This window comes from Streptomyces mesophilus (assembly GCF_040300965.1).
Classification (GTDB): Bacteria; Actinomycetota; Actinomycetes; order Streptomycetales; family Streptomycetaceae; genus Streptomyces; species Streptomyces mesophilus_A.
The window spans coordinates 112197-133151 of record NZ_JBEPEW010000005.1; the positions used below are offsets into that span (position 1 = coordinate 112197).

General features: G+C 69.5%; 24 protein-coding genes. 17 read left to right on the forward strand and 7 right to left on the reverse strand.

What is annotated here, in order from left to right:
- Nucleotides 1-63: 63 nt before the first annotated feature.
- Nucleotides 64-1152 (forward strand): amidohydrolase family protein, encoded by a 1089-nt coding sequence (locus ABT367_RS03685; protein WP_352249191.1) that lies wholly within the window; start codon nucleotides 64-66, stop codon nucleotides 1150-1152.
- Between the two features lie 15 nt (nucleotides 1153-1167).
- Here ABT367_RS03685 and ABT367_RS03690 read toward each other — a convergent pair whose 3' ends face one another.
- Together ABT367_RS03690 and ABT367_RS03695 are read right to left on the reverse strand one after the other, a co-directional pair.
- On the reverse strand, nucleotides 1168-1656 hold the full coding sequence (locus tag ABT367_RS03690; protein WP_352249193.1) for a hypothetical protein: 489 nt from the start codon (nucleotides 1654-1656) through the stop codon (nucleotides 1168-1170).
- Nucleotides 1657-1742: 86 nt separating this feature from the next.
- Nucleotides 1743-2741, reverse strand: a complete 999-nt coding sequence (locus ABT367_RS03695; RefSeq protein WP_352249195.1) for a COX15/CtaA family protein — start codon at nucleotides 2739-2741, stop codon at nucleotides 1743-1745.
- A gap of 169 nt (nucleotides 2742-2910) precedes the next feature.
- On the opposite strand from ABT367_RS03695, the gene ABT367_RS03700 reads away from it, so the two are divergent.
- The 3 genes from ABT367_RS03700 to ABT367_RS03710 are packed head-to-tail and all read left to right on the forward strand — an operon-like array spanning nucleotide 2911 to nucleotide 5203.
- The gene (locus tag ABT367_RS03700; RefSeq protein ID WP_352249197.1) at nucleotides 2911-3300 is read left to right on the forward strand and encodes a GntR family transcriptional regulator; all 390 of its coding nucleotides are present in this window, start codon (nucleotides 2911-2913) and stop codon (nucleotides 3298-3300) included.
- The gene (locus tag ABT367_RS03705) at nucleotides 3297-4187 is read left to right on the forward strand and encodes an ABC transporter ATP-binding protein (protein WP_352249199.1); all 891 of its coding nucleotides are present in this window, start codon (nucleotides 3297-3299) and stop codon (nucleotides 4185-4187) included. Before ABT367_RS03700 ends, ABT367_RS03705 begins: the two co-directional genes overlap by 4 nt.
- Nucleotides 4184-5203: an ABC transporter permease subunit gene (locus ABT367_RS03710; RefSeq protein ID WP_352249201.1), complete on the forward strand. Its 1020-nt coding sequence runs from the start codon at nucleotides 4184-4186 to the stop codon at nucleotides 5201-5203. Before ABT367_RS03705 ends, ABT367_RS03710 begins: the two co-directional genes overlap by 4 nt.
- A 21-nt stretch (nucleotides 5204-5224) precedes the next feature.
- Here the strand turns inward: ABT367_RS03710 and ABT367_RS03715 are convergent, their stop codons facing one another.
- Both ABT367_RS03715 and ABT367_RS03720 read right to left on the reverse strand, forming a co-directional pair.
- The gene (locus ABT367_RS03715) at nucleotides 5225-6025 is read right to left on the reverse strand and encodes an ABC transporter permease (protein ID WP_352249203.1); all 801 of its coding nucleotides are present in this window, start codon (nucleotides 6023-6025) and stop codon (nucleotides 5225-5227) included.
- Complete coding sequence (locus ABT367_RS03720) at nucleotides 6022-6945, reverse strand: ABC transporter ATP-binding protein (protein ID WP_352249205.1); 924 nt, start codon at nucleotides 6943-6945, stop codon at nucleotides 6022-6024. Before ABT367_RS03720 ends, ABT367_RS03715 begins: the two co-directional genes overlap by 4 nt.
- A 133-nt stretch (nucleotides 6946-7078) precedes the next feature.
- Here ABT367_RS03720 and ABT367_RS03725 point away from each other — a divergent pair, with 133 nt between their 5' ends.
- From ABT367_RS03725 to ABT367_RS03765, 9 genes are all read left to right on the forward strand, one after another.
- Entirely contained in the window at nucleotides 7079-7840 is a 762-nt protein-coding gene (locus ABT367_RS03725) for a formate/nitrite transporter family protein (RefSeq protein ID WP_352249207.1), read from the forward strand.
- Nucleotides 7841-7984: 144 nt separating this feature from the next.
- Nucleotides 7985-8749 (forward strand): helix-turn-helix transcriptional regulator, encoded by a 765-nt coding sequence (locus ABT367_RS03730; RefSeq protein WP_165335118.1) that lies wholly within the window; start codon nucleotides 7985-7987, stop codon nucleotides 8747-8749.
- Complete coding sequence (gene sufB / locus ABT367_RS03735; protein WP_199546710.1) at nucleotides 8746-10170, forward strand: Fe-S cluster assembly protein SufB; 1425 nt, start codon at nucleotides 8746-8748, stop codon at nucleotides 10168-10170. The genes ABT367_RS03730 and sufB overlap by 4 nt, the downstream gene beginning before the upstream one ends.
- 87 nt (nucleotides 10171-10257) lie before the next feature.
- The gene (sufD, locus tag ABT367_RS03740) at nucleotides 10258-11436 is read left to right on the forward strand and encodes a Fe-S cluster assembly protein SufD (protein WP_352249208.1); all 1179 of its coding nucleotides are present in this window, start codon (nucleotides 10258-10260) and stop codon (nucleotides 11434-11436) included.
- Nucleotides 11436-11756: a non-heme iron oxygenase ferredoxin subunit gene (locus tag ABT367_RS03745; protein WP_352249210.1), complete on the forward strand. Its 321-nt coding sequence runs from the start codon at nucleotides 11436-11438 to the stop codon at nucleotides 11754-11756. Before sufD ends, ABT367_RS03745 begins: the two co-directional genes overlap by 1 nt.
- A gap of 6 nt (nucleotides 11757-11762) precedes the next feature.
- Entirely contained in the window at nucleotides 11763-12527 is a 765-nt protein-coding gene (sufC, locus tag ABT367_RS03750) for a Fe-S cluster assembly ATPase SufC (protein WP_352249212.1), read from the forward strand.
- Nucleotides 12524-13780, forward strand: coding sequence for a cysteine desulfurase (locus tag ABT367_RS03755; protein WP_352249214.1), 1257 nt, complete (start codon nucleotides 12524-12526; stop codon nucleotides 13778-13780). Before sufC ends, ABT367_RS03755 begins: the two co-directional genes overlap by 4 nt.
- Nucleotides 13781-13796: 16 nt before the next feature.
- Nucleotides 13797-14267: a Fe-S cluster assembly sulfur transfer protein SufU gene (gene sufU, locus ABT367_RS03760; RefSeq protein ID WP_352249216.1), complete on the forward strand. Its 471-nt coding sequence runs from the start codon at nucleotides 13797-13799 to the stop codon at nucleotides 14265-14267.
- On the forward strand, nucleotides 14264-14599 hold the full coding sequence (locus ABT367_RS03765) for a metal-sulfur cluster assembly factor (RefSeq protein ID WP_052576052.1): 336 nt from the start codon (nucleotides 14264-14266) through the stop codon (nucleotides 14597-14599). Before sufU ends, ABT367_RS03765 begins: the two co-directional genes overlap by 4 nt.
- 77 nt (nucleotides 14600-14676) lie before the next feature.
- Here ABT367_RS03765 and ABT367_RS03770 read toward each other — a convergent pair whose 3' ends face one another.
- On the reverse strand, nucleotides 14677-15810 hold the full coding sequence (locus tag ABT367_RS03770; RefSeq protein ID WP_352249218.1) for a hypothetical protein: 1134 nt from the start codon (nucleotides 15808-15810) through the stop codon (nucleotides 14677-14679).
- A 56-nt stretch (nucleotides 15811-15866) separates the two neighbouring features.
- Complete coding sequence (locus ABT367_RS03775) at nucleotides 15867-16808, reverse strand: hypothetical protein (protein WP_352249219.1); 942 nt, start codon at nucleotides 16806-16808, stop codon at nucleotides 15867-15869.
- Nucleotides 16809-17005: 197 nt separating this feature from the next.
- On the opposite strand from ABT367_RS03775, the gene ABT367_RS03780 reads away from it, so the two are divergent.
- Together ABT367_RS03780 and ABT367_RS03785 are read left to right on the forward strand one after the other, a co-directional pair.
- A complete protein-coding gene (locus tag ABT367_RS03780) occupies nucleotides 17006-17326 on the forward strand; it encodes a DMT family transporter (protein ID WP_187812449.1) in 321 nt (106 codons plus the stop codon).
- Nucleotides 17327-17369: 43 nt separating this feature from the next.
- Complete coding sequence (locus ABT367_RS03785; RefSeq protein WP_352249221.1) at nucleotides 17370-17924, forward strand: TetR/AcrR family transcriptional regulator; 555 nt, start codon at nucleotides 17370-17372, stop codon at nucleotides 17922-17924.
- An 11-nt stretch (nucleotides 17925-17935) separates the two neighbouring features.
- On the opposite strand, the gene ABT367_RS03790 is transcribed toward ABT367_RS03785, so the two are convergent.
- Entirely contained in the window at nucleotides 17936-18847 is a 912-nt protein-coding gene (locus ABT367_RS03790) for a winged helix-turn-helix transcriptional regulator (protein ID WP_352249224.1), read from the reverse strand.
- A gap of 134 nt (nucleotides 18848-18981) precedes the next feature.
- Here ABT367_RS03790 and ABT367_RS03795 point away from each other — a divergent pair, with 134 nt between their 5' ends.
- Nucleotides 18982-20217, forward strand: coding sequence for an MFS transporter (locus tag ABT367_RS03795; protein WP_434975391.1), 1236 nt, complete (start codon nucleotides 18982-18984; stop codon nucleotides 20215-20217).
- Nucleotides 20214-20807 carry an RNA polymerase sigma factor gene (locus ABT367_RS03800; RefSeq protein ID WP_352249230.1) on the forward strand — a complete coding sequence of 198 codons (594 nt, stop codon included), beginning with the start codon at nucleotides 20214-20216 and terminating at the stop codon, nucleotides 20805-20807. Before ABT367_RS03795 ends, ABT367_RS03800 begins: the two co-directional genes overlap by 4 nt.
- Nucleotides 20808-20955: the final 148 nt, after the last annotated feature.

Genomic DNA, 20955 nt, shown 5'->3' on the forward strand with positions numbered 1-20955 from the left:
ACCTGGAGCGGGGCTTCGGCGTTAGGACCGTAAGGAACAGCGGTCCAGCACAGGGAGCCCCGGATGATCGACACCCCGTCCCTGGTGGACCAGTACTGCCACGGCGTACTGCGCACCGAGCTCGGCCTCGGCACGTTCGAGTCCCATCTCGGGCGCGGAGAGGGCCCGCCCGCCCCGGGCACCACCTTCTTCGACACCCAGACGGGCTTCGCCGTACGCCGCTGGTGCCCGCCCCTGCTCGACCTCGAACCGCACTGTCCGGCGCCGCACTATCTGGCGCGGCGCCGTGAACTGGGAGTGGTCGAGGCGGCGCGACGGCTGCTCGGGGGCAGCGGGATCACCACGTATCTCGTCGACACCGGGCTGCCCGAGGACCTGACCGGGCCCGCCGAACTGGGCGCGGCGGGCGGGGCGTCGGCGCACGAGATCGTCCGCCTGGAACTCCTCGCCGAGCAGGTCGCGGACACGTCCGGGACCGTGGAGTCGTTCCTCGCGAATCTCGCCGAGTCCGTGCACGGTGCGGCCTCCGCCGCGGTCGCGTTCACCTCGGTCGCGGGCGAACGCCACGGGCTGGCACTCGCCCCCGAACCGCCGGACGCGGGCGAGGTGCGCGGGGCCGCGGGACGGTGGCTCGCGGCACGCCAGGTGGGCGGTGAGCTGACCGATCCCGTACTCCTGCGCCATCTGCTGTGGATCGCCGTCGCCAGCGGGCTGCCGCTGCAACTGCACTCGGGGGCGAGCAACCCCCAGCACTACCTCACCCGTTTCGCGCGGGCCACGGCCGGGCTCGGCACGGACCTGATCCTGATGCACGGCTACCCGTACCACCGCCACGCCGCCCATCTCGCCGGCGTCTTCCCGCATGTCTACACGGACCTGGGCCCCGCGCTCGTGCGCACCGGCGCCCGCGCGACGGGGCTGCTCGCCGAGATCCTCGAGCTCGTCCCGTTCGGCAAGCTCCTCTTCTCCAGCGGGGCCCGCGGGCTGCCCGAACTGCATGTGGTCGCCGCCCGGTTGTTCCGCGAGGCGCTCGGCCGGGTGCTCGGCGGCTGGGTGTCCGAGGGCGCCTGGTCCCGTGCGGACGCGGACCGGGTCGCGGGGATGATCGCGGCGGGGAACGCCCGGCGGGTGTACGGCCTGGCCACGTCCTGAGCCCGTGCCGCGCGTTCAGTCGCCGGAGTAGCCGAAGATCCCCACATGGCTCGGCTCCCGCTCGCCGCTGTCCGCGTACAGGAGCACGAAAAGGCCGGACCAGCGCATGTGCGGCTCGTCCAGCAGGGTGTCCGTGGGGCGGGGCCGGGCCGCGCGGGACGCTTCATGCGCCTGGGCGAGCAGGCTCTCGAACTGCGCGGGCGTCGGATGCTCCGTGCCGAAGTGGTGCCTGACGCGACCGGGTCCGACAGGACGCAGCGTCCCGTAGTCGTCCTCGTTCGCCGGGTCCGGCGGACTGGTCAGGTACACGACGCGCTGGATGTCGAGGATGGAGTGGGTCCCCTCCTCGCCCATGAACTCCTCGTCGTCCCACAGGTCGTCGAGGCACTCGTACGCGTCGTCTTCGCCGTACTCCTCGGCGAAGACCCGGGCGTGCAGCGCCGCCAAGGACGCCTCGACCGACCCCTCGTACGCAGTGACGTACTGCCAACCGCTGGCCCCCATGGCCCCCACCTTCGTCCGCACCCGGGCAAGATCGGGTTCACCTTAGGAGGGGGCACTGACATCGGGTGCCGGGGAGCGTGAAGGGACTAGCGCGCGCTCGTCAGTTGGGCCTCGCCCTGGGCCGGCAGCGAGAGTTCGAGCTCGGGGCGCTCGCGCAGGGCGAGCATGACGCGGACGATCGCGATCCAGACCATGCACGAGCCGAGCATGTGGGCGCCGACCAGGATCTCCGGCAGGTCCGTGAAGTACTGGACGTAACCGATCAGGCCCTGCGCGAGCAGGATCAGGAACAGGTCGCGGGTGCGGCGCAGCGGTCCGGGCGGGGCGTCGACGGCCTTGAGGACGAACCACAGGGCGAAGGTCAGCGAGACCACGACCCAGGCGAGGACCGCGTGCAGACGGGACACGTCCTCCCAGTTCAGCGGGATGCGGTGCACCTCGCTCGAGTCGCCCGCGTGCGGGCCCGCGCCGGTGACCACGGTGCCGACGGCGACGAGCAGCGCGGCCGCGACCGTCAGGAACCACACCAGCTGGCGCACGGACTTGCCGACCAGCGGACGCGGAGCGCCGTCGCCTTCGCGGGCGCGCTGCCACATCACCGTCGCGACGGTGATCAGCGTGGTGGAGAGCAGGAAGTGGGCGGCCACGGTGTACGGGTTGAGGCCGACGAGCACCACGATGCCGCCGAGCACCGCATTGCCCATGACCAGCCAGAACTGCACCCAGCCGAGCCGCGTCACGCTCCGGCGGTGCGGCTTCGTCGAGCGGGCCGCGATGATCGCCCAGCCGACCGCAGCGCACAGCACGTACGTGAGCAGCCGGTTGCCGAACTCGATCACGCCGTGGAAGCCCATCTCCGCGGTCGTCGTGAGCGAGTCGTCGGTGCACTTGGGCCAGGTCGGGCAGCCGAGGCCCGAACCGGTCAGGCGGACGGCGCCGCCGGTACCGACGATCACGACGTTCATCACGAGCGACGCGAGGATCGCGCGCTGGAGCATCCGCTGTGAGGGGGTCCAGCGCTCGGCGATGTAGGCGAGCGGGTTGCGCACGGCTTGAGCGACATCGGCTCGGGTCACGTTTGGCACGCGCCCATCGTAGGGGGACGGCTTGTGCAAGTTTTCACGAGGGTCCGCATGTGGCGCCCGGTTGATGACAGTTGAGTCCTTTTTATCTACGGAAGGGCGTGACGCAGGTCTTGACGCCTGCTGAGCCTAGGGGCCTAAAGTGCTAGGCAACTAGATAAATGGAGGCGCCGTGATCGAGTTCCATCTGAACGGCCGCTCGGGTCTCTCCCCGTATCAGCAGCTCGTCCAGCAGGTACGGCACGCGCTGAGGCTCGGACTCCTCAAGGAGGGGGACCGGCTGCCGACCGTCAAGGACGTGGCGAGCCGGCTGGCGATCAACCCCAACACCGTCCTCAAGGCGTACCGCGAGCTGGAGCACAAGGGACTCGTGGCCGCGCGCCCCGGTGTCGGCACGTTCGTGACCCGCACCCTCGCCGACAAGTCGCTGTCCGCGCACGGCCCGCTGCGCAAGGAGCTCGAGCGCTGGCTCACCAAGGCACGGCTCGCCGGGCTCGATGAGGAGAGCATCGAGGCCCTGTTCCTGAGCACCTTTCGTGGTGCCGGAGAGGAAGTAGCGTGAGCACCGTCATACGGGCCCGCGGCCTGGGCAAGAAGTACCGGCAGCGCTGGGCGCTGCAGGACTGCGACCTGGAACTGCCGGCCGGCCGCGTCATCGGTCTGGTCGGCCCCAACGGGGCGGGCAAATCGACCCTGTTGAACCTGGCGGCCGGGCTCCTCACGCCGAGCAGCGGCAGCATCGAGGTGTGCGGCGGCCCGCCCGCGGCCGATGTGGACCAGCTCGCCCGCGTGGGCTTCGTCGCCCAGGACACCCCGGTGTACGCGCGCCTCAGCGTGGCCGACCACCTCGCCCTCGGCCGACGGCTCAACCCGGGGTGGGAGGACGCGGTCGCGCGGGAGCGCATCGACCGCCTGGGACTCGATCCGAAGCAGCGCGCCGGCACCCTGTCCGGCGGCCAGCGTGCCCAGCTCGCGCTCACCATGGCGCTGGCCAAGCGTCCCGAACTGCTCATCCTGGACGAGCCGGTCGCCTCCCTCGACCCCCTCGCGCGGCGGGAGTTCATGCAGCTGCTCATGGAGGCGGTGGCCGAGCAGGAGCTCAGCGTCGTGCTCTCCTCGCACCTCGTCTCCGACGTGGAGCGTGCCTGCGACTACCTGGTGGTGCTCGTCGACTCCCGGGTGCAGGTCGCCGGTGATCTGGACGAGCTGCTGGCCACGCATCACCGCCTTGTCGGGGCGCGGCGCGATCCGGCGACGCTGCCGGGGAGCCAGCAGGTGATCTCCGCCAGCCACACCGACCGGCAGACCACGCTGCTCGTACGGACTCAGGAGCCGATCCTCGATCCGGGCTGGAGCGTGGACGGGATCAATCTGGAGGACCTGGTCCTCGCCTACATGGACAAGTCCGCTCCCGTCGTGCGGCGGCCGCGGCTGGAGGTGCAGCGATGATCTGGCTGACGTGGCGGCAGTTCCGGGGCTCCGCCCTGATGATGGCCGGTGTGCTCACGGTGTTCGCGGCGGCGCTCGCGTTCACCGGGCCCGGCCTGGCCGACGACTACGCACAGGGGATCGCCGCCTGCACCGGGCAGGAGGCGGGGTGCACACGCTTCCTCGACCGGTTCCTCGACAGCCATCAGTCCGCCTTCCTCGGGGTCAGCGGACTGCTGCTCCTGCTGCCCGGCCTGATCGGACTGTTCTGGGGTGCGCCGCTGGTCGCGCGGGAGATGGAGACCGGCACACTCCGGATGGCCCTGACCCAGAGCGTGCGCCGCACCCGCTGGTTCGCCGTCAAGATCGCGTTCGTGGGCCTGGCCACCATGGTCGCGGCGGGGATCGGCACGCTGGCCGTGACGTGGTGGGCGAGCCCGCTCGACAAGAGTGCCGTCAGCAGCTATCCGCGCCTTGAGGCCATCGTGTTCGCCACCCGGGGCATCGTCCCGGTCGGCTACGCGGCGTTCGCGTTCGCCCTCGGCGTGACCGTCGGGATGCTGGTTAGGCGTGCGCTGCCCGCCATGGCCCTCACGCTCGCGGTCTTCGCGCTGGTGCAGATCGCGATGCCGATGCTCGTACGGCCGAACCTGGCCGAGCCGGTCAGGACGACCGCGATGTTCTCCACGGCCAATATCGACGGCGTCGGCGAAGGCGGACTGCTGCATGTGCAGGCGAGCGTGGCGGACGCCGGGGCGTGGATCCTGTCCAGCCGTACGGTCGACAAGGACGGCCGCACCGTGGCCGTGATCGATCTGCCGGACGCGGACATGGCGAAGTGCGACGCCCCGCGACAGCCCGCGAAGGCCATGCAGTGCGTAAGCGATACGGCGAACCGGCTGGGATACCGGCAGGAGGCGACGTACCACCCGTCCAGCCGTTACTGGCCTTTCCAGTGGGCCGAGACGGGCATCTACCTGGCGCTCGCGCTCGGGCTCACCGGGTTCAGCTTCTGGTGGACCAAGCGGCGCCTGTAAGGACAGCTCCTGGTCGGCCGCTCACTCCCAGCGGAAGAAGCGCGCCGCCGCACCCAGCCCGAGCACCGCCCACACCGCGAGGATCCCGAGGTCGCCCCACGGGATCCCCGCGCCGTGCTGGAGCACATCGCGCAGACCGTCCGAGAGTGCCGAGATGGGCAGCAGGCCGAGCACGGACTGGGCGGCGTCCGGGAACTTGTCCAGCGGGACGATCACACCGCCGCCGACCAGGAGCAGCAGGAAGACCAGGTTGGCGGCGGCGAGGGTGGCCTCGGCCTTCAGCGTCCCGGCCATCAGCAGGCCGAGGCCCGAGAAGGCCGCCGTACCGAGGATCAGCAGGAGCACGACCGGCAGGGGATTGCCCTGCGGCGACCAGCCCAGGCCGAAGGCGATCGCTGTGAGCAGGACGATCTGCAGGACCTCGACGGCCAGCACGGACAGCGTCTTCGCGGCCATCAGCCCCCAGCGCGGCAGCGGCGAGGTGCCGAGCCGCTTGAGCACTCCGTACCGCCGCTCGAACCCGGTCGAGATGGCCTGCCCGGTGAACGCCGTGGACATCACGGCGAGGGCGAGGATGCCCGGGGCGAGGAAGTCGACCGCCTTGCCCGAACCCCCCGTCGTTTCAACAGGCACAGTCACGACGTCGACCGTCGAGAAGAGGACCAGGAGCAGGGACGGGATGACCACGGTGAGCAGCAGTTGCTCACCGTTGCGCAGGAGCATCTTCGTCTCGAAGAGCGCCTGCGCCGTGATCATCCGGCCCATGGGGGCGGCGCCCGGCTTCGGCGTGTACGTACCGGCGGTGGGTGTCCCGGTGCTCATCCGCGCAGCTCCTTGCCGGTCAGTTCCAGGAAGACGTCCTCGAGGGTGTGCCGCTCGACCGAGATCCGGTCGGGCATCACGCCGTGCTGGGCGCACCAGGACGTCACGGTCGCGAGCAGCTGCGGGTCGACGGTCCCGGTCACGCGGTACGAGCCCGGGGTGAGCTCGGCGGCGAGCGTGTCCATCGGCAGGGCCTTCAGGAGCGAGGCGATGTCGAGACCCGGGCGTCCGGAGAAACGCAGGGTGTTCTCGGCGCCGCCCTTGCAGAGCTGCTCGGGGCTGCCCTGGGCGATGACCTTGCCCGCGTCGATGATGGCGACGTCGTCGGCGAGCTGCTCGGCCTCGTCCATGTGGTGCGTGGTGAGGATGACGCTGACGCCGTCGGCGCGCAGCTCCCGTAGGAGCTCCCAAGTGGCCCTGCGCGCCTGCGGGTCGAGACCCGCGGTCGGCTCGTCGAGGAAGACCAGCTCGGGACGGCCCACCACGGCCAGCGCGAGCGCCAGGCGCTGCTGCTGGCCGCCGGACAGCCGGCGATACGTCGTACGGCCGCAACTGCCAAGCCCCAGACGCTCGATCAGGGCGTCCACGTCGAGCGGGTGGGCGTGCAGCTTGGCGATGTGGCGGAGCATCTCGTCGGCGCGGGCGCCGGAGTAGACGCCGCCGGACTGGAGCATCACGCCGATCCGCGGGCGCAGCTGCGCGGCCTGCCCGACCGGGTCGAGACCCAGGACGCGGACGGTGCCGGCGTCCGGCTTCCGGTAGCCCTCGCAGGTCTCGACGGTGGTGGTCTTGCCGGCGCCGTTGGGACCGAGGACGGCGGTGACACCCGCCGACGCCTCCAGGTCCAGGCCGTCCACGGCGGTCTTGCTGCCGTAGCGCTTCACCAGACCGGTGAGCGTGACGACGGGCTCGCTTCGCATGAGGACAGAGTCTAGGGACGGGTCACAGGTCCCTGGCCGCCGGGTCCGCAGGTCCGGTCATTGGTGACCTTTTCTGTCCGAAGCGGGACCGGAACGGGCCTAGCGTCGATATGTGACCACCATTGCGAAAAACGTGGCAGAGACATCCGAGCAGGCCGTCCACAAGGCCCATGACCTGCGGCGGACGCCTCCCCGCTATTTCGTCTCCGCTGTGCTCGCAGGTGCGTACATCGGCATCGGCGAGGTGCTCCTGCTCGTCGCGATCTCGCCCTTCGTCTCGGCCGGTTCCTCGGCCACGAAGCTGCTCGAAGGCCTGGTCTTCCCGATCGCGCTGACCATCGTGATGTTCGCGGGCGCCCAGCTGTTCACCAGCAACGTCATGGTGATGCTGATCGGCGCGCTCACCGGCCGCACCGGCGCCAAGGACCTGGTGGCCAGCTGGGTCACGTCCCTGTTCGGCAACTTCGTCGGCGCCTTCCTCTTCGGCGCGATGGTGCACGCCTCCGGGGTGGTCTCCACCGCTCCCGCCCGCGCGATGCTCGCCGAGATGATCCACGGCAAGGAAGCGCTGGACGGCGGTCAGCTCTTCTGGCGCGGGGTGCTCTGCAACTTCCTCGTCTGCCTCGCGATCTGGATGTTCTACCGGGCCAAGGGGGACGGCGCGAAGATCTTCGTGCTCTGGATCCCGGTCCTGGTGTTCGTCGCCGTGGGTTTCGAGCACTGCGTGGCCAATATGGCGCTCTTCGCGCTCTCGATCCTCGACGGCGGCGCCGGCCTCGGCGATCTGCTGCGCAATCTCGTGTTCACCGTGCCGGGCAATATCGTCGGCGGCGGACTCCTTGTGGCCGGCTCGTACTGGTTCATGGGAAGGCCCGAACTCGAAGAGGATCTCTGAGCCGATACGACAGCCCGATTGACCTCGGGGTTCACCACTCGTCACCCTGCGTATCCACTTAGGTCTCCCTAAGTGATGCACCGCACCCTGCCCCTGCCACCAGGCCGGTTGTCGGGGCCAGAGGAATTACGCAACAATGGCGTTGTGAAAAACGTCGGCGAGGCTTCGGAGGCTCCTGCGGGGGCCCCGCAGGAGGAACTCGGGACCGGTGAGCGCTCCACGCGCAACCGCGTCGCGCGCTCCATCCTGGACCACGGCCCGTCCACCGTGGCCGACCTCGCCGCCCGTCTGGGTCTCACCCAGGCCGCCGTCCGCCGTCACCTCGACGCACTGGTCGCCGACGATGTCGTGGAACCTCGCGAGAAGCGGGTCTACGGCGCTCGTACGCGCGGCAGGCCCGCCAAGGTGTTCGCCCTGACGGACTGCGGCCGGGACGCCTTCGACCAGTCCTACGACAAGCTCGCCGCCGAAGCCCTGCGCTGGATCTCGCAGTCCGCCGGCGGCGGGGAGCTCGGGGACGCGGCCGTCGCCGCGTTCGCCCGGGCCCGACTCGCAGCCCAGGCCGAGGGATACCGCGAGGCCCTGGAGAACGTACCGCCGCAAGCCCGCACCGAGGCCCTGGCCAGGGCCCTGAGCGCGGACGGGTACGCTGCCACTGCGCGTAGCGCACCGGTCGGCGAGCAGCTGTGTCAGCACCACTGCCCGGTCGCTCATGTCGCCGAGCAGTTTCCGCAGCTGTGCGAGGCGGAGACGGAGTTCTTCAGCCGTCTGCTCGGCACCCATGTGCAGCGACTGGCCACCATCGCCCACGGGGACGGCGTCTGCACGACGTTCATTCCTCGTAAAGACACCGAAACCACGCAAGACCAGACCACCACAGCAAGCACGGCCGGGAGGAACCCCGCATGACTCTCCCCATCGAGGAGACTGCCCACCCCGAACTCGAGGGACTGGGTAAGTACGAGTACGGCTGGGCCGACTCCGACGCGGCCGGCCAGGCTGCCAAGCGCGGTCTCAACGAGGATGTCGTGCTCGACATCTCGTCCAAGAAGAACGAGCCGGAGTGGATGACCAAGCTCCGTCTCAAGGGTCTTCGCCTGTTCGGCAAGAAGCCCATGCCGACCTGGGGCTCCGACCTCTCCGGCATCGACTTCGACAACATCAAGTACTTCGTGCGCTCCACCGAGAAGCAGGCCGCTTCCTGGGAAGAGCTGCCCGAGGACATCAAGAACACGTACGACAAGCTCGGCATCCCGGAGGCGGAGAAGCAGCGCCTCGTCGCGGGTGTCGCGGCCCAGTACGAGTCGGAGGTCGTCTACCACCAGATCCGTGAGGACCTGGAGGAGCAGGGCGTCATCTTCGTCGACACCGACACCGCGCTCAAGGAGCACGAGGAGCTCTTCAAGGAGTACTTCGGCACCGTCATCCCCGTCGGCGACAACAAGTTCGCCTCGCTGAACACGGCCGTGTGGTCCGGCGGATCGTTCATCTACGTCCCCAAGGGCGTACACGTCGAGATCCCGCTGCAGGCCTACTTCCGTATCAACACGGAGAACATGGGCCAGTTCGAGCGGACGCTGATCATCGTCGACGAGGACGCCTACGTCCACTACGTCGAGGGCTGCACCGCTCCGATCTACTCCTCGGACTCGCTGCACTCCGCGGTCGTCGAGATCATCGTCAAGAAGGGCGGCCGCTGCCGCTACACGACGATCCAGAACTGGTCGAACAACGTCTACAACCTGGTCACCAAGCGCGCCGTGGCGTACGAGGGCGCGACCATGGAGTGGATCGACGGCAACATCGGTTCCAAGGTCACCATGAAGTACCCGGCCGTCTACCTGATGGGCGAGCACGCCAAGGGCGAGACGCTGTCCATCGCCTTCGCGGGCGAGGGCCAGCACCAGGACGCCGGTTCCAAGATGGTGCACATGGCGCCGAACACCTCGTCCAACATCGTGTCGAAGTCGGTGGCCCGTGGCGGCGGCCGCACCTCGTACCGCGGTCTGGTCGAGATCGGCGAGGGCGCTCCGGGCTCCAAGTCCAACGTGCTCTGTGACGCGCTGCTCGTGGACCAGATCTCCCGCTCGGACACGTACCCCTACGTGGACGTCCGTGAGGACGACGTGTCCATGGGTCACGAGGCGACCGTCTCCAAGGTCTCCGAGGACCAGCTCTTCTACCTGATGAGCCGCGGCATGACCGAGTTCGAGGCCATGGCCATGATCGTGCGCGGCTTCGTCGAGCCGATCGCCAAGGAGCTCCCGATGGAGTACGCCCTGGAGCTCAACCGGCTGATCGAGCTGCAGATGGAGGGTGCGGTCGGTTAAGGCCTCCGGGCCGGCGGCCCTTCGCGGCCGCCAACCACCGTCTCCATCAAGCCACTTATACGTAAGAAAGAGAGCACTACGACAGCCATGGCTGAGGCTCAGAACATCCCGGCCGGTGCCACCGCCGGCGGCGCTGTAGCGGTGGCGGCGGAGTCCACCGTCGCCACCCGCATGAGCGCGCCCCCGTCCTTCGACGTCGCGGACTTCCCGGTCCCGCACGGCCGTGAGGAGGAGTGGCGGTTCACGCCGCTGGAGCGCCTCAAGGGTCTGCACGACGGCACCGCGAAGGCGGACGGCGCCATCAAGGCGCAGGTCGACGCGCCCGAGGGTGTCACCGTCGAGTCGGTGACCCGTGACGACGAGCGGGTCGGCAAGGCGGGCACGCCGGTCGACCGCATCGCGGCGCAGGCGTACTCCTCCTTCGAGAAGGCCACCGTTATCACGGTGCCCAAGGAGTCCGTGCTCACCGAGCCCGTGCGCGTACTGCTGCACGGCGAGGGCGGCACCACCTTCGGGCACACCGTGTTCGACATCGGTGCCTTCGCCGAGGCTGTCATCGTGGTCGACCACACCGGTGACGGTGTGCGCGCCGCCAACGTGGACTTCCTGATCGGCGACGGAGCGAAGGTCACCTTCGTCTCCGTGCAGGACTGGGACGACACCGCGGTGCACTGCTCGCAGCACAACGCGCTGGTCGGCCGCGACGCCACCTTCAAGTCGGTCGTCGTGACCTTCGGCGGCGATCTCGTACGGCTGCACCCGCGCGTCACCTACGCGGGCCCCGGCGGCGACGCCGAGCTGCTCGGCCTGTACTTCACGGACGCCGGCCAGCACCAGGAGCACCGCCTCCTGGTCGACCACAACGTGCCGAACTGCAAGTCCAACGTCGTCTACAAGGGCGCGCTGCAGGGCGAGCAGGCGCACGCCGTGTGGATCGGCGACGTCCTCATCGAGGCCGCGGCCGAGGGCACGGACACGTACGAGATGAACCGCAACCTGGTTCTGACCGACGGCGCCCGGGTCGACTCGGTGCCGAACCTCGAGATCGAGACCGGCGAGATCGTCGGTGCCGGCCACGCCTCGGCGACCGGCCGCTTCGACGACGAGCAGCTCTTCTACCTGATGGCCCGCGGCATCCCGCAGGTCGAGGCCCGCCGCCTCGTCGTGCGCGGCTTCTTCGCCGAGCTGGTCCAGCAGATCGGTGTCAAGGACATCGAGGAGCGCCTCATCGCGAAGATCGAGGAAGAGCTCGAGGCGTCCGTCTGATGTCCGTCTTCGTCAAAGCCTGCGCGCTGAGCGAGCTCGAGGAGGACACCCCGAAGCGGGTGGAACTCGACGGCACGCCCGTCTCGCTCGTCAAGACAGAGGGCGAGGTGTTCGCGATTTACGACATCTGCTCGCACGCGAACGTCTCGCTGTCCGAGGGCGAGGTGGAGGACTGCCAGATCGAGTGCTGGCTGCACGGCTCCGCGTTCGACCTCCGTACCGGCAAGCCGTCCGGCCTTCCCGCGACGCGCCCCGTCCCCGTATACCCCGTACAGATCGAAGGGGACGATGTGCTCGTCTCCGTCACCCAGGAGTCCTGAGGCACCATGGCAACGCTTGAAATCCGCGACCTGCACGTCACCGTCGAGGTCGAGAACGGCACCAAGGAAATTCTCAAGGGTGTCGACCTGACCGTGAAGCAGGGCGAGACGCACGCCATCATGGGCCCCAACGGCTCTGGCAAGTCGACGCTCGCCTACTCGATCGCCGGTCACCCGAAGTACACGATCACCCAGGGCACCGTCACCCTGGACGGCGAGGACGTCCTCGCCATGGAGGTCGACGAGCGTGCCCGCGCCGGCATGTTCCTCGCCATGCAGTACCCGGTCGAGGTCCCCGGTGTCTCGGTCTCCAACTTCCTGCGTACGTCGGCGACGGCGATCCGCGGCGAGGCCCCCAAGCTGCGTACTTGGGTGAAGGAGGTCAAGGGTGCGATGGAGCAGCTCCAGATGGACCCGGCCTTCGCCGAGCGCAACGTGAACGAGGGCTTCTCCGGCGGTGAGAAGAAGCGCCACGAGATCCTGCAGATGGAGCTTCTCAAGCCGAAGATCGCGATCCTCGACGAGACCGACTCCGGCCTCGACGTCGACGCCCTGCGCACCGTCTCCGACGGCGTCAACCGCGTCCGTGAGACGGGCGAGGTCGGCACGCTGCTCATCACGCACTACACGCGCATCCTGCGCTACATCAAGCCCGACTTCGTGCACGTCTTCGCGGGCGGCAAGATCGTCGAGTCCGGCGGCCCCGAGCTGGCCGACACCCTCGAGGCCGAGGGCTACGAGAAGTACACGAAGGGCGGCGCCGCCGTATGACACAGCTGCCGGGCCTCCTCGACACCGAGGCGATCCGCAAGGACTTCCCCGCCCTGGACCGTGTGATCCACGACGGCAAGAAGCTTGTGTACCTGGACAACGCGGCGACCTCGCAGAAGCCGCGCCAGGTGCTCGATGCGCTCACCGAGTACTACGAGCGGCACAACGCCAATGTCCATCGCGGCGTGCACGTCCTCGCCGAGGAGGCCACGGCGCTGTACGAGGGTGCGCGGGACAAGGTCGCGGAGTTCATCAACGCGCCCTCCCGCGACGAGGTGATCTTCACCAAGAACGCCTCGGAATCCCTCAACCTCGTGGCGAACATGCTCGGTTGGGCCGACGAGCCCTACAAGGTGGACCACGAGACCGAGATCGTCATCACGGAGATGGAGCACCACTCCAACATCGTTCCGTGGCAGCTGCTCTCGCAGCGCACCGGCGCGAAGCTGAAGTGGTTCGGTCTCACGGACGACGGCCGCCTCGATCTGAGCAACATCACCGAGGTCATCACGGAGAAGACGAAGATCGTCTCCTTCGTGCTCGTCTCGAACATCCTGGGCACGCACAACCCGGTCGAGGCCATCGTGCGCCGCGCCCAGGAGGTCGGCGCCCTCGTCCTCATCGACGCCTCGCAGGCCGCCCCGCACATGCCCCTCGATGTGCAGGCGCTGCAGGCCGACTTCGTGGCCTTCACCGGCCACAAGATGTGCGGCCCGACCGGCATCGGTGTGCTGTGGGGACGCCAGGAGCTGCTCGAGGACCTGCCGCCGTTCCTCGGCGGCGGCGAGATGATCGAGACCGTGTCGATGAGCTCGTCGACGTACGCTCCCGCGCCGCACAAGTTCGAGGCCGGTACGCCCCCGATCGCCCAGGCCGTCGGCCTCGGCGCGGCCGTGGACTACCTGAACGCGATCGGCATGGAGAACATCGCCCGCCACGAGCAGGCGATCACCGAGTACGCGGTCAAGCGCCTCCTCGAAGTACCGGACCTCAGGATCATCGGTCCGGTCACCGCGGAGGACCGCGGCGCCGCGATCTCGTTCACGCTCGGGGACATCCACCCGCACGACGTGGGCCAGGTCCTCGACGAGCAGGGCATCGCGGTCCGGGTCGGCCACCACTGCGCGCGGCCGGTCTGCCTGCGGTACGGAATTCCTGCGACCACGCGAGCGTCGTTCTATCTGTACTCCACGCCGGCCGAGGTGGACGCCTTGGTCGACGGTCTGGAGCACGTACGGAACTTCTTCGGCTGAGGGGCTGGCTGGAAACGTGAAGCTTGATTCGATGTACCAGGAAGTCATCCTGGACCACTACAAGCACCCGCACGGGAGCGGTCTCCGGGATGGCGACGCCGAGGTGCACCACGTCAACCCGACCTGCGGTGACGAGATCACGCTCCGTGTGAAGTACGACGGCACGCGGATCGCGGATGTCTCGTACGAGGGTCAGGGCTGCTCCATCAGCCAGGCCTCCGCCTCCGTCCTCAACGACCTCCTGGTCGGCAAGGACCTCGCCGAGGCGCAGAAGATCCAGGGCACCTTCCTGGAGCTGATGCAGTCCAAGGGCCGGATCGAGCCCGATGACGCGATGGAGGAGATCCTGGAGGACGCGGTCGCGTTCGCCGGTGTCTCCAAGTACCCGGCGCGTGTGAAGTGCGCGCTGCTGAGCTGGATGGCGTGGAAGGACGCGACCGCCCAGGCTCTGGGGGAGTCCGAGCCCGCCGAGAGGAAGTCCGCATGAGCGACGAGACCGCAACCCTGAAGCCCGCCTCCGAAGAAGAGGTGCGCGAGGCGCTGTACGACGTCGTCGACCCCGAGCTGGGCATCGACGTCGTCAACCTCGGCCTCATCTACGGCATCCACATCGACGACGCCAACATCGCCACCCTCGACATGACCCTGACGTCCGCGGCCTGTCCGCTGACCGATGTCATCGAGGACCAGGCCAAGTCGGCCACCGACGGCATCGTCAACGAGCTCCGGATCAACTGGGTCTGGATGCCGCCGTGGGGTCCGGACAAGATCACGGACGAAGGCCGCGAGCAGCTTCGGGCGCTCGGGTTCAACGTCTGAGTCCGTTCGTACGAGAACGTTCGTACGCAGAAGGGGACCCGCACCGGAACGGTGCGGGTCCCCTTTCGTATGCGCCGCTACTGCTGGGCGGCCGCCCGGGCCAGGCCGTCCGCGAGGCCCTCGCGGCGGATGCGCTGGTCGATGTAGAGGAGCCCGCCGACCAGCTGAGTGAAGGCCGTGGCCAGCAGTTGGACCACCATGCCGACCACGGCGCTGAGAATCAGATACGTCCACAGACCGCCCAAGGAGTCGCCGTACATGTCGGTGAGCAACGTGCCCAAATCGGAGGGCGGTTCGTCGTACGGGCCGTAGGTGTCGTACGAGGGCTGCGGGCCCGCGAACATCAGCGGGATCTGCACGATCCACCCGGCGAACATCACCATGATCCAGGTGAGCAGCAGGATGCCGAACGTGCGCCACCACGCACCGCGGACCAGCCGGTACGAGCGCTTCAAGGCGGTGATCGGACCGGCGGATTCAAGAACCGCGGCGGCGGGAGCGAACGAGAACGACACAAGGAGCCAGGTCACCAGCGGCATGATCAGCAGCCCGAGGAGGAACACGGCCCCGATCGAGAGGAAGCTGCTGTCGGTCGCCACGACCGCGATGACCACGCTGATCCAGAACAGGAAGAACAGGACGACCGGGATCGCGATCAGCAGATAGGTGAGCACGGTGACGCCGAGCACCGAAGGGGTACGGGCCCAGGCGCGGCGCCAGACCGCACCGAAGGTGGTGCGCCGGCCGAGCGCGGCGTGTTCGAGTACGACCGGGCTGACGGCGGTGAGGAAGGAGTTCACCAGCAAGGTGAGCAACAGGAGCACCGCGTACACCACCACGATGGCGGTCACGATCGGGCTGAGCAGGGACCACGTCGGGCGGTCGGCGTCCATCACCGCCTGCCAGTTGTCCTCGACGACGACCCAGACCACCGCGAACGAGCCGGCGATGGCGACGATCAGCAGGGCGAGGCCCGCGCCCATCACGCCGAACAGCTGCTTCGCGTACCGGCCGATCGTCGAGAACGCACCGTTGTAGATCTTCCCGATATCCAGGGGCGCCAGCGGGATGACTCCAGGCTGCGGCGGGGGCGGCTGCCAGCCACCCCAGCCGGGGGCACCGCCCCAGCCCTGCGGACCGTACGGCCCTTGCGGACTGTTCGGTCCCTGCGGGCCGTTCGGCCCCTGCGGTCCCCACCCCTGGTGCGCCATCGCTGCCTTCCGTTCCTTTGTTCGGACGGCATACGTTAGCCCAGCTCGGACAGGGTTCAGCGGGGGGAGTACGCCGCTTCCGCAAGGGCCGGCGCGAGGCCTTCGCGGCGGATGCGCCGGTCCGTGTAGAGCAGGGCGACCGTCAGCTGGGACAGGAGCGTCGACAGCAGGGCGCCGGCCACGGTCGGGAGCAGCAGCAGACCGCCGAGCAGGAATTCGACCGTGTCCCCGTACGCCGGCAGGGCCGCGCCGAGCGCGTCGAACGGCAGGACCAGTGCTGTCGCGGCCACTGTGCCGAGCACGCTCATCAGGAGCTGGATCCCGAACAGCCGCCACCAGGACCCCCGTACGAGACGGAAGGAGCGGCGCAGCGCGGTCAGCGGAGCCGCGCCTTCCAGGACGACGACCGCGGGCGCGAGGCTGCAGCGGATCCAGAACCAGACGAGGAACGGCAGTGCGGGCAGGAGCAGCAGCAAGGTGAACGGGCCCGAAAGCAGCGTGAGGACGGCGATCGCGAGTACGGGGAGCGCGCAGGTCAGCGTCATCAGAAGCAGTGCGCCGACGAGCGCGGGGACGCGGCGCAGCGCACGGCGGTGCAGCTCCGCGGCCGGTGCGGGCCGGCCGAGCACCGCCTCCTGGAGTACGGCCGGGCACAGGGCGCTGACATAGGCGTGGGAGACGAGGGTGAGCAGCGCCCCCGCGACCACGGAGATCGCGAGGACCAGGAGGAGCGCGGTGCTCGGGCCCTGGTCGAGGCTGATGAAGGGGTCGTCCGAGCCCAGGTACAGGACGGCGGCGGCCGAGTAGAGATACGTGAGCGCGTAGACGAGGCCGAAGGCCCCGGCTCCCAGGCCGATCAGCGGACGCCAGTAGCGGCGCGCGAGGGCGGGCAGCGCCGCGAAGCAGTCGCCGAGCGAGAGCGGGGCCAGCGGGATCACGCCCGGCCGGGGCGGCGGGGGAGCGTACGGGGCGAGCGGGGCCCAGCCGGGGTGCGTCACGTCCTGGTCTCCTGCGGGTCGAAGGCTGGTCGAAGGGCTGGTCGGAGGGCTGGTTCAAAGGGGCTGGTCAAAGCGGGCTGGGGAAACCGCACCAGTCTGGCCGCGGCAGGTAGGCGGGAGACAGGGCCCAACGGCCCGCTCAAGGTCCCGTGCGCGGTTATGTACACCCGTACGCAACGATGCGTACACTCGTACACATGGGATACGGACTGCTGGCCGCGGCGATCGCGGCGGAGGTGGCCGGCACCACGGCCATGAAGTACAGCGAGGGCTTCACCAAGCTCTGGCCCTCGCTCGCCACGGTCGCCGGCTATCTGCTCGCCTTCTCGCTGCTCGCGCAGACGCTGAAGACGATGCAGGTCGGTACGGCCTATGCGATCTGGGCGGGCGTCGGTACCGCGGCCGTCGCGGTGATCGGCATGCTCTTCCTCGGGGAGTCCACGAGTCTGGCCAAGCTGGCCGGGATCGTCCTGGTCATCGGCGGTGTGGTGCTGCTCAATCTGGGCGGGGCGCACTGATGGCCCCCGGGAACGGGGTGGCGCGCGAGGACGGGGTGCGCTGATGGCCCGCAGATACGACCCGGACCGGCGCCAGCGGATCATCGACGCCGCGATCCGCGTCGTGGGGGAGAAGGGCATCGGCGGGCTCAGCCATCGCTCGGTCGCGGCCGAGGCCGATGTGCCGCTCGGCTCCACCACGTATCACTTCAAGACCCTCGACGATCTGCTGGTCGCCGCGCTGCGCCAGGCCAACGAGGGCTTCGGCAAGGCGGTGCGCGAACGTGCGCCGCTGCTCGCGCCGGATGCCGATCTGGCCGCGGAGCTGGCCCAGTTGACGGGGGAGTGGCTCGGCGGCGACCGCACCGGCGTCGAGCTCGAATACGAGCTGTACCTCGCCGCGCTGCGCCGCCCCGCGCTGCGGCCCGTCGCGGCCGAGTGGTGCGCCTCGGTCGAGGAGATCCTCGTCCGCCGCGTGGACCGGGTCACGGCGCGGGCGGTCGTCGCGCTGCTCGACGGGATCTGTCTCCAAGTGCTCCTGACGGGCGGGGAGTACGACGAGGCGTATACGAGGGAGATGCTGGACCGGGTGGTGCGCGCTGGCCGGTCGGCGGACTGAGCGGGCGCCGGTCAGTCGTCGAGCCGTACGGGCAGCCCGCCTGCCTGCCGCTCCCGTACCGCGGTCAGCGCCGCCTCCACGCTCGCCGCGATATCGGTGACCGGATAGAAGACCTCGCGGATCACCCGCTCGCGGTCGATCACCAGTGTCAGCCGCTTGAGCCGGCTCACCCCGGCCGCGCGGAAGGTCGGAAGGCGCAGCGCCGCCGCGAGCGCCAGGTCGGCGTCCGAGAGCAGCGGGAAGCGCAGCCGCTCCTTCTCGGCGAACGCGCGCTGCTCGTCCGGGCGTTGGGTCGAGACGCCGTGCACCGAAGCGCCGGCCGCGGTGAACTCGGCGAGCTGGTCGCGGTACGTACAGGATTCGAGGGTGCAGCCGGGGGCGCCCGGGATACCGGACCAGCCCGGCGGATAGGACTCGCTGCGGGCGTACGCGCCGGGGAAGCAGTACAGGACCGTGAACGGTGTCCTTGCGGACACCGGGTCGCGCAACTCCCCGTCGCTGCCGACGAGTTGGACGTCATCCGGTACGCGGGTGCCGCGCAGTGCGTGGATCCGTGCGGCTTCGCGTGATGTGTCGGTGGCCGTGGCCATCAGTTCCCCTTCTCCGAGCACCCAGGTGTCTCCCCAGTCCTGGAGTGCGATCAGCACCGGCAGCAGGCCGCGGCCGCGGGGCGTGAGGCGGTACTCATGGCGCACCGGGCGCTCCTGGTACGGGACCTTCTCCAGGACGCCCGCGTCGACGAGGAGCTTCAGACGTTCGGCGAGCACCTTGCGGGACATGCCGAGTTCGCGCTGGAGCTCCTCGAAGCGGTGGGCGCCGCGCGCGGAGTCGCGGACGATCAGGAGCGTCCACCAGTCGCCGACCACGTCCAGCGCCTGGGCGATGGCGCACTCGGCATCGCCCAGGCTCGTCCTGCGTGCCATGGCCGTCCCTTCGCGGCGCCCTGTGCGGCGCCCTCGCGGTGTCCCGTGCGGCGCCCTTCGTGCTGCCCGGCTCCCGTTGACCTGCCGCTCATTATGCTGCCATAGTCAGTTCCCAAAAGAAACTGACTCGTGGGGTGGGTGCGTTGCGTATAGGTGGGGTGGTGCCGCGGGCCGTATGGCTGCTTGCGGCGGGAGTGTTCGTCAATGCGCTCGTGAGCTTCACGTTCGTCTATGTCTTCCTCTATCTGACCGGCCCGCGCGGCCTGCCCGTCACCGAAGCGGGCCTGATCAGCGGGCTCGGCGGCCTGGGCGTGGTCGCGGGGAACTTCACCGGCGGCTGGTACGGGGACCGCTTCGGCCACCGGCGCGTCCTGCTGGTCGCGGCCGTGTCCGCCGGTCTCCTGCTCGCCGTACTGCCCCTGCTGCCCGTCGCCGCCCTCTACCTCGCGCTGCCGCTCGCCGAGTACGCGACGGGAGTGGTCCGCGCCGCGAACTCCGCGCTCGTCACGGTCCTCGTCCCGGAAGGCGGGCGCCGGCAGGCCTTCGCCGTGATCCGGGCGGCGTCCAACGGCGGGTTCACCGTCGGGCCGCCGCTCGGCGCGCTGGTCGCCACCTCGATCTCGTACGACTGGCTGTTCGTCGCGGACGGCATCGGCACGCTGGTCTTCGCCTGCTGGACCGCGCGGATGGTGCCCGCCCGGGGCGCCACCAAGGCTCCCGCGGCCCGCGGCGCCGGCAAGCTGTGGCCCGAACTGCGCTCCAGGCCCGGGGTGTTGGTGCTGCTCGGCGCGATCCTGATCGTCGACCTCGTCTACCGGCAGCAGTACACGACCTTCCCCGTCCATCTCGCCGAGCACGGCATGGACGCCCGGGTGTACGGCTGGATGATCGCCATCAACGGCGGGCTGATCCTGCTGCTCGAACTCCCCGTCGCGCTCGCCCTGAAGAGCCGCCCGCCCCTGCGTATCGTCGGCTGCGGCCTGGTCCTCGTCGGCGCGGGATACGCGATGCTGATCCCCGGGACGGTGCTCGCCTCGGCGATCGCCACGATGACCCTGCTCACCCTCGGCGAGATCCTCTACAAGACCACGGCCACCGCCTATGTCGCGGACCAGGCGCCCGAGCATGTGCAGGGCCGTTTCCAGAGCCTGTATGCGGGCGTCTCGGTCAGCGGTACGGTCCTTGCCGCGCCCATCGGCGGCGCGGTGCTCGGTGCCGCGCCCGGACTGCTGTGGCCGCTGTGCGCGGTCCTGGCGGTGGGCGCGGGGTGTGCGGTGCTGCTCGCGGACCGGCCGCGTGAACTGCCTTCGGCGCTGCGGGTAACAGGGGGTGAGCACACCCGGGCAGTTCGGCAGGGGGAGGCCACGTGAACAGAGCGATCGCGCTCGAGGGCGATGCGGAGGTGGTCCACCGCTCGCTGGCGCAGCCGGAGTTGTTCGCTTTGCTCTACGACCGGTACGCGCCCGACATCCATCGCTATGCGGCCCGTCGCCTCGGCGACGGCGCCGCGGACGATCTGACGGCGGAGACCTTCCTCGCCGCGTTCCGTACGCGCTCCCGCTACGACCTGTCGCGGGAGAACGCGCGGCCCTGGCTGTACGGCATCGCGGCGAATCTGATCGGCAAGCAACGGCGCGCGGAGATACGGGGTTTGCGCGCCCTTGCCCGTACCGGCGCCGATCCGGTGGCCGAGTCCTGGGTGGACCGGGCCGACAGCCGGGTCGTGGCGCAGTCGGCCCATGCGCCCCTGGCGGGCGCGCTCGCCGGGCTTTCCGGCGGTGACCGGCATGTCCTGCTGCTCGTCGCCTGGGCGGACCTTTCGTATCCGGAGGTCGCCGAGGCCCTGGGCATCCCGCTGGGGACGGTGCGCTCCCGGCTCAACCGGGCACGGCGCAAGGTGCGCAGCGCGCTCGGTGCGGATCCGGCATTCGTCGTGGACACCTCGGAGGTGGCGCAGTGATGGACGAGATGACGAAGGTGCGTGAACTGCGGTCCGAAGCGCCCACGCCGGACAGGGCGCGGCTCGCGCAGGGCCGGATGCGGCTCGTCGACGCGGCGCAGGGCGGTCGCTCCGCGTGGCGGATGGCACGGCTGCGGCGCGACTGGCG